At 60.8% G+C, this 3712-nt stretch carries 3 protein-coding genes and 1 pseudogene; 3 read left to right on the top strand and 1 reads right to left on the bottom strand.

The window, feature by feature from the left end; translation table 11 throughout:
• A partial coding sequence (locus tag NW837_RS08355; RefSeq protein ID WP_414330600.1) for a cupin domain-containing protein occupies window positions 1-309 on the bottom strand: 309 nt, incomplete at its 3' end.
• A gap of 294 nt (window positions 310-603) precedes the next feature.
• On the opposite strand from NW837_RS08355, the gene NW837_RS08350 reads away from it, so the two are divergent.
• From NW837_RS08350 to NW837_RS08340, 3 genes and pseudogenes are all read left to right on the top strand, one after another.
• The gene (locus tag NW837_RS08350) at window positions 604-2244 is read left to right on the top strand and encodes a hypothetical protein (RefSeq protein ID WP_414330597.1); all 1641 of its coding nucleotides are present in this window, start codon (window positions 604-606) and stop codon (window positions 2242-2244) included.
• A complete protein-coding gene (locus tag NW837_RS08345; RefSeq protein WP_414330594.1) occupies window positions 2241-3371 on the top strand; it encodes a hypothetical protein in 1131 nt (376 codons plus the stop codon). Before NW837_RS08350 ends, NW837_RS08345 begins: the two co-directional genes overlap by 4 nt.
• A 94-nt stretch (window positions 3372-3465) precedes the next feature.
• Window positions 3466-3712 (top strand): annotated as a pseudogene (locus NW837_RS08340) (hypothetical protein); the annotation flags it as partial.

Raw genomic sequence — 3712 nt, 5'->3', positions numbered from 1 at the left:
GCCGGGGTTTTCCAGGCGGTGCTTGGTGCAGGGGGGAATGTAGGTGGACTCGTTGGAGCTCAGCAGCATCACCTCTTCTCCACGGGTAACCTTCGCTGTGCCCCTGACCACGATCCAGTGCTCGCTGCGGTGGTAGTGCATCTGCAGGCTGAGCCGATGGCCAGGCTTCACCTCGATGCGCTTGATCTTGTACATCGGGCCTTCATCCAAAACCCAGAAGGATCCCCAAGGACGGGTTTCTGCTTGAGAGGGTACCAGCTCAAGCGCTGGAACTGCTGCATCATTCACGCCCCGCACAGCCTGCAACATAAGATCATGTCCTTGCAAAGTCGTCCCCATCCTCTCTCAGAATCCGAGAACCCCTCATCGACAATCTGGCTGAATTGGCCTACGCCAAAACTCGTAGAAAAAGACTCTCAAGACAGGGAATGCTAGTCTATCCCTGTGTCCAGTGCCTAGACACGTCAGCCCATCCCCATACTTTTTCTGAAACTTGTTCTCATCAGACAACTCTTAAGGCTTGTTCTCATCAGACAACTCTTAAGGCTTGATTCGCTGTTGAATGAGTTGCCTTCTAACTTCTTGAAGTCGTTAAAGCAACCCATGTTTCTCACCAAGCTCAGGGCTTTCTTGCGGCTCTTCGGGTCTACCGGGATCCTGTTTCTGCTGCTGGCTAGCCTTCTGTGGGGTTTGAAGGAAGGCTGGAGCTGGGTGAGCTTGGAGATGCAGTTTCTTGGCTATAAGGGATCCGTGGCGGCCTTGGGGCCGGATCCCCGCCTGCCCATTGTGGGCACCACCTTTCCTCCCTTGCTGGTGATGGTCACGGCCATTCTGGGACGATCCCCGCTGTTGTTGCAGACTGTCTTCGGCTCTCTGGTGCTGGGCTGGGTGTGGCGGCAGTTACGCCGTTTGCCGGTGGAGGTGGGATGGTGCTGGCTGTGGGGTTTGTTGATGGTGGTGCAGCCGACTTTGATCTTGATGCTGCTGCGCAGCCCTGTTTGGACAGCCACAGCAGGGTTGGTGGGGGTGAACATGGCCCTGCTGTTTCCCTTGAGTAAAGAGGAGCAGGCCAGGGCAGAGACTGGGGCGGATTCTGGCGAGCTGCCCATTGCGCTACGGCTACTGCTCATTGGGCTGGCGCTGGGGCCTCTGATGGTGCTGCGTTGGGAAAGTGGGTGGCTGCTGCCCTGGGTGGCAGGGGTGCTGCTGTTGGCTTTTCGCAAACAGTCCTGGGGTTTTCGGCTGGCTTCGCTGCTGGTGGCAGGGTTTATCAGCCTGGCCCTGATGTTGAGCTGGCTGTACGTGAACTGGCTGTCGGCAGGGGATCCCTGGGCTTTCACCTACCAGGTGGGCAGCGGTCTGCGGCTGCCGCAATTGCGGGAAGACTTGCAGCAGGCGGGTGGCTGGCGGGGGGTGCTGGAGGCTGGGAAATGGCTGGCGGTGCTGGCCCCTGCCTATCTGCTGTTGGGGCTGGGATCCCTGCTGGGCCGAGGCCCGGGTCGCTGGGTATGGGCTCTGGTCTGGGGGATGCCGCTGGTCATCCTGCTGGCTTCTCTAGGGCAGGGGCTGTTTTTGCGGGAGCTGAGCCGCTTTGGCCTTTTCTGGGTGCCGCTGCCTTTGCTGATGGGCGCCTACTTGTGTCGCGGAGCCGGCCCCGGCTGGGCTAAGCGCCTGTTGATCACTGCCCTCTTGGGGTTGAACTGCCTCACTGCCGGTTATGGGGTGAGCCAAGAGCCGGGTTTCCTCATGCCCCTGGTGGCCGAGGAGCGGGATCTCTGGGAGCGGCTGGTGGCAGGGGTAGTGCCCCTTAGTGGCGAGTTGGAAGCTGCCCAAAACCTGTATGAAGTAACCTCTGCTGGGCAAGCCCTAGAAGACTGGCGGAGGCTGCGGCAAGAAAAGCGGCAGGTTGGGCAGTATCTCTATCGCCACCTGTTGCCCGGACAAAAAGTGCTGGTGGACGACGACATCCACTTTGAGGCTATCTTTTGGGCAAGGGATCCCCGCTCTTTCCTTACTCCTCACCAGTACGAGTTTGCCCTGGCCCTTCAGCATCCCCAGGAAAGGGTGGACTACCTCTTGGTAGCGGGGCTGGCGGATCCCTTGCGGAGCGCCGATCGCATCCTGCAATTTTGGCCTGAGCTCAATTTTGAGGGGCTGCCGGGCTTCAGGGAGGTTTATAGCTCCCCCCAAGTGCGGCTGTGGGCTCGCCAACACCAAGAGGAACCGCAGGAGGAGAGGAGATGAAAAGGAGACGATCCTGGCAGCGGCGACAGGTGCTGCAAGCGGGCGGAGCGCTGCTGGCTGCCTATGGGGTTGCCGGCTGTGGCCAGGAGTTTTTGAGTCAGCAGGGGAGTCGCAGCCCGGAAAATGCCGAGACGGGAAGCATGAACTTGTCAGAGCTGCTGGCCCGCTGGCAGGTGGGCATTGGCGAGGATCCCGGTCGCTTCCTCTGGGAAATCGAGTCGGATCCGCAGGTGGCGGCAGTGGCGCAGGGGTGGGATCCCCATTTCCTGAGCGGCTGGCTGAACAGCTTTGATCACCGCCAGGGAGATCTCTCCTTTTGGCGCAACTGGCACCAGGCCGGGCTCTTGCGGCAGTGGTTTGAGCGGGGCTATACCCTCCACATCATCACCTGGGAAGACGACACCCACCGCCCCTGCGGCGATTACCACATCTCCCCGCAATTTGTGGAGGACGTGGCCGAGCTGGCGGGCTATATTGCCCAAGCCAATCCTCAGGGCCGCCCCACCTACTGGAGCTTGGCTACTGAGTTTTCCTACTGGCGGATCCCGGCGGACACTTACAACGCCGACACTGCTTTCTACTACCAAGCCCTGATGCGCAATGTCCTCACAGCCCGACAGGCCATCAAAGAGCGGCTGCCGGCAGCCGAAGTGGCCCTGTGCTGGGGGGGCTGGATTGCCACCTTTGACGACCCTTCCCGGGGGGCAGGCCGCAGCATGGTGGAGCCCTTTGCCGAGACCCTGAGCCGGATGGACGGGATCGCCTTCCAGTCGATGCGCCAGCGGCGGCCAGGGGAGTTTAACCCAGAGCTGAACGGCCCGGATCCCGGCAACCCAGAGCAAATCCGCCTCTGTTGCCGCCTGTTTTCCCCTATCCACTCCAACCTGATGTTGGCCCACTACGAGCCCTCCATCAAAGACAAGCACCCCAGTGGCGGACGGGCCGACACCGTCCATACAGACTTTCAGCTCATGAGCCAGCCGGAGTGGCTGCGGGAAGTGTCTCAACTGGGGCTGCGGCACCTGTCCTTGATGCACTACGGCCTGTATAAGGGGGATCCCTTCGGAGCGCTGACCGCCGCTCGCCAATTCCGGGCACAGGTGGGCCTACCGGCTGCCACCTCATAGTTAGCAGTCGTTCCAAAGCCGGTTTTGTCCCGGATCTTGGCCCAGAGCTTAATCCTGGGGATACAATCCCCCTGAAGCTGCCGGGATCCCTGCCATGGAGAAGCTGAGATTTCTAAGGGCAAGCCTGCTGGTGAGTCTGGTGGTCAGCACAATGCCGCCGGAGCTGCCGGCCTGGGCAGGATGCGGTTTTCCCCGCGGTGCCGGCAAGACTTTTTTTTCGCTGCAGCCGGAGGTCTATCGGCCTCGCACCCGCTTTGATCAGGGGGGACGCCTGCAGCCGGCCCTTTCGGAGTACGGAGAAACCCGCCTCAACCTTTTCGCCGAGACTGGCCTTAGCGATC

This window comes from Synechococcus sp. R6-10 (assembly GCF_047461815.1).
Lineage (GTDB): Bacteria > Cyanobacteriota > Cyanobacteriia > Thermostichales > Thermostichaceae > Thermostichus.
This window is presented reverse-complemented; position numbering and strand designations above follow the sequence as displayed.

Excerpts from the sequence above, each read along its gene's own strand:
- NW837_RS08350 (WP_414330597.1), top strand. The coding sequence starts at position 604 with ATGTTTCTCACCAAGCTCAGGGCTTTCTTGCGGCTCTTCGGGTCTACC.
- NW837_RS08345 (WP_414330594.1), top strand. The coding sequence starts at position 2,241 with ATGAAAAGGAGACGATCCTGGCAGCGGCGACAGGTGCTGCAAGCGGGC.